The following is a 3,361-nucleotide window of genomic DNA, read 5'->3' on the forward strand; positions in this document are numbered from 1 at the left end:
ACCGGCGATCGCGGCGTGCTCGTCGGCCAGCCGCTCGTGCAGGGCCTCGCGCTCGTCCTCCGGCGCCGCTGCGAGCGTGCGCTTGTGCAGGATGCCCACCGCCGCCTTGGCGCCCATCACGGCCACCTCCGCATCGGGCCACGCGAACACGGCGGAGGCGCCCAGCGCGCGCGAGTTCATGGCGATGTAGGCCCCGCCGTAGATCTTGCGGGTGACCAGCGTGACGCGGGCGACGGACGCCTCCGCGAAGGCGTGCAGCAGTTTGGCGCCACGCCGGACGACGCCCTCCCACTCCTGGGAGACCCCGGGGAGGTAACCGGGGACGTCGACCACGACGAGAAGCGGTACGCCGAACGCGTTGCACAGGCGGACGAACCGGGAGGCCTTCTCGGCGGACTCGGAGTTGAGGCAACCCCCCAGGCGGAGCGGGTTGTTGGCGATCACGCCGACCGTGCGGCCCGACATCCTGCCGAAGCCCACCACGATGCTGGGCGCCCACTTGGCCTGGAGCTCCTCGAAGGTCGTGCTCCCGTCCAACTCGGACGAGTCGAGGATGCCGTGGACGAGGGGACGCACGTCGTAGGCACGCTTGGGTGACTCCGGGAGCAACCCCGCCAGATCCGTGTGGTCGCCCTCGAGCGCCCGCAGATCGAACTCACCCTGCGCGGACAGGAGGTTCACCAGCCGCCGCGCGCGGTGCAGAGCGTCCCGCTCGTCAGAGGCGGCGATGTGACACACGCCGGACTTGCGGTGGTGGACGTCCTGGCCGCCGAGGCCCTCCATGTCCACCTGTTCCCCGGTGACGGAGCGGACCACGTCGGGTCCGGTGACGAAGATCTTGCCCGCCGGCGCCATGATCACGACGTCCGTGAGCGCGGGGCCGTACGCGGCACCGCCGGCGGCGGGCCCGAGCACGACCGAGATCTGCGGCACGTGGCCCGAGGCGCGGACCATGGCCTCGAAGACCAGGCCGACCGCGTGCAGCGCCTCGACGCCCTCGGCGAGTCGTGCCCCTCCCGAGTGCCACACGCCCACGACGGGCAGGTGCTCGTCGATGGCGGTGTCGATCGCGTGGACGATGTGACGGCACCCGTCCAGACCCATCGCGCCACCCATGACGGTGGCGTCGGTGGCATAGGCGATCGTGGGTTCGCCGTCGATCAGGCCCCGCGCGGCGAGCGCGCCCGACGCGTCGGGTTCCGTGAGGAACTCCAGTGATGCCGGATCGAAGAGGTTCTCGAGCCGCGCGACGGGGTCGCGCGGGTCGATCTGGGTGTTCTGGTCCACGGTGCTCGTGATGGTCATCGAATGCAGTCCTTTCCGCGGCGCACCTCCCGGATGGGAGGGTGCGCTCCTTATGGACCCCCGGACTGGCTGGTGTGGGGGAGGCGAGCGATCCGGGACCCCCGTCCCTGATCGCGCCTTCCGCCCGTCACCCCGCGTGACGCGGGGTGCTCTCGTGTGTCGGGTCCCGGACGTGGGGTGGAGACGCGGGCTCGTCTGGTGCACCGACCGCACCTTCGGCCCTGAACGCGTCCCCGCCCCGTGCTCCGGGACGTGGTGTCAGCTCTGGTCGATCTTCTGGATGTAGTCGACCGCATCCTGCACAGTACGCAACTTGGCGAGGTCCTCGTCCGGGATCTCCACCCCGTAGCGGTCCTCCGTCTGGACCGCGATCTCCACCATGGAGAGCGAATCGATGTCCAGATCGTCCACGAAGGACTTCTCCGGGGTCACCTCGGAAGGCTCGATTCCGGTGACCTCCTCGACGATCTCCGCAAGTCCGGAGATGATCTCGGCCTCGGTGCGTGCCATGTGGTGTCCTTTCTGGTGGTGTCGTCGCGCCCGGTCGGGCACGGCGGGGTCGTCATGACGCGACCGCCGGGCGAGGCCGGCGACCGCGGGTTCGTGGGGGTGGTCTACGCGCCGCTGAGTGCGGGGACGGCGTCGAGCGCGTCCTCCAGGTCCTCGGGCGTGGTGACGCCGTGCCGGGGCACCTCGCGCATCATGCGCTTGGCCAGGCCGACGAGCGCCCCGGACGGGGGGAGCTCGACGAACGCGTCCACGCCGAGCTTGAGCATGGTCTGCGTGCACAGGTCCCAGCGGACCGGATGGGTGATCTGCGAGATCACGCGGTCCACGGCGTCCCTGCCCGAGGTGACGACCATGCCGTCGGCGTTCGAGAGCAGGGTCAGCTCGGGATCCCGGACCTCGATCGTGTCCGCGAGGGCGCGGAACCTCCCGACGGCGGACCCCATGTGCCGCGTGTGGAACGCCCCGGCCACGTCGAGGCGGCGCAGGCGGGCGCGGCTCGGAGGGTTCTGCTCGAGCGCGTCACACGCCTCGAGCGGGCCGGCGGCCACGATCTGCCCGGCGCCGTTGCGGTTGGCGGGTTCCAGGCCGGCGTTCTCCAGGGCGAGCAGGACGTCGGCCTCGACCCCTCCCAGGACGGCGATCATCCCGGTCGGCCGGTCGGCACAGGCCCGTGACATCGCGGCGCCCCGGACCGACGCCAGGCGGAGCGCGTCCGCCTCCGAGACCACACCGGCGATCGCGAGCGCCGCGACCTCACCGATGGAGTGCCCGGCGACGATCGTATCGGCGGGCACCTGGCCCCGTCGACGGAGCTCTGCGGTTCCGAGCAACGCGGAGGCGACCACCAGCGGTTGGGTGACCGCGGTGTCGGTGATCTCCTGCAGGGGCGCGGTGGTGCCCAGGCGTTCGAGATCGAGTCCACTCGAGGCGGACCACTCGTCGAGGCGGGCCGAGGCGCCGGGTAGCTCGAGCCATGGCGCGAGCATTCCGGCTTTCTGGGACCCTTGTCCGGGGGCGGTGAGGCAAAGCACGAGTATCAGACAACACGTGTTGCCCTCCCTCGGTTGATGTTCTCGTAACCAGAAACACCGGCCGGATTTTGTGGGGTTCCCACAAATCCGGTGTTGAGTGGGTCGACATCTCTGTGAGTGGAGTTTTCGTTACAGGGTGTGACGAGAGTGATTGTTTAGCTGTCCTGAGGGCTTCGTTCGGCGAACTTGCCGAGGACGAGGGCTATCCGGAGGACAAAAGCCTCCCTCGCGTCAAGCGGGTCGAACTCGGTGATCTGGCTCACTCGTTTGAGGCGATACCGCACGGTGTTGGGATGGACATACAACCCGCGCGCACACGCCTCCACGTGACCACCCGAGTCCAGGTAGGCCCTCAGGGTCTCCTCGAGGGACGGATCGGCGCCCCGGAGCGGGGTGACGATCCGCTCCACCAGCATCCCCGCCGCCCCGCGGTCCCCGCCCAGGACCCGCTCCGGCAACAGGTCGATCGCCGCCACCGGGCGGGGGGCGCCGGGCCACCCGGTCGCGGCCGCCGC

General features: G+C 70.3%; 4 protein-coding genes. All 4 read right to left on the minus strand.

The window, feature by feature from the left end; all coding sequences use genetic code 11:
- Positions 1-1,305 (minus strand): carboxyl transferase domain-containing protein (locus G6022_RS13155; protein WP_182691727.1); only part of this gene is annotated, 1,305 nt, incomplete at its 3' end.
- Positions 1,306-1,563: 258 nt separating this feature from the next.
- Complete coding sequence (gene acpM / locus G6022_RS13160; protein WP_095719155.1) at positions 1,564-1,815, minus strand: meromycolate extension acyl carrier protein AcpM; 252 nt, start codon at positions 1,813-1,815, stop codon at positions 1,564-1,566.
- A gap of 104 nt (positions 1,816-1,919) precedes the next feature.
- The gene (locus G6022_RS13165) at positions 1,920-2,846 is read right to left on the minus strand and encodes an acyltransferase domain-containing protein (RefSeq protein WP_182691729.1); all 927 of its coding nucleotides are present in this window, start codon (positions 2,844-2,846) and stop codon (positions 1,920-1,922) included.
- Positions 2,847-3,001: 155 nt separating this feature from the next.
- On the minus strand, positions 3,002-3,361 hold a 360-nt coding region (locus tag G6022_RS13170), incomplete at its 5' end, for a helix-turn-helix domain-containing protein (RefSeq protein WP_182653838.1).

The organism is Dietzia sp. Cai40, assembly GCF_014145165.1.
Lineage (GTDB): Bacteria > Actinomycetota > Actinomycetes > Mycobacteriales > Mycobacteriaceae > Dietzia > Dietzia natronolimnaea.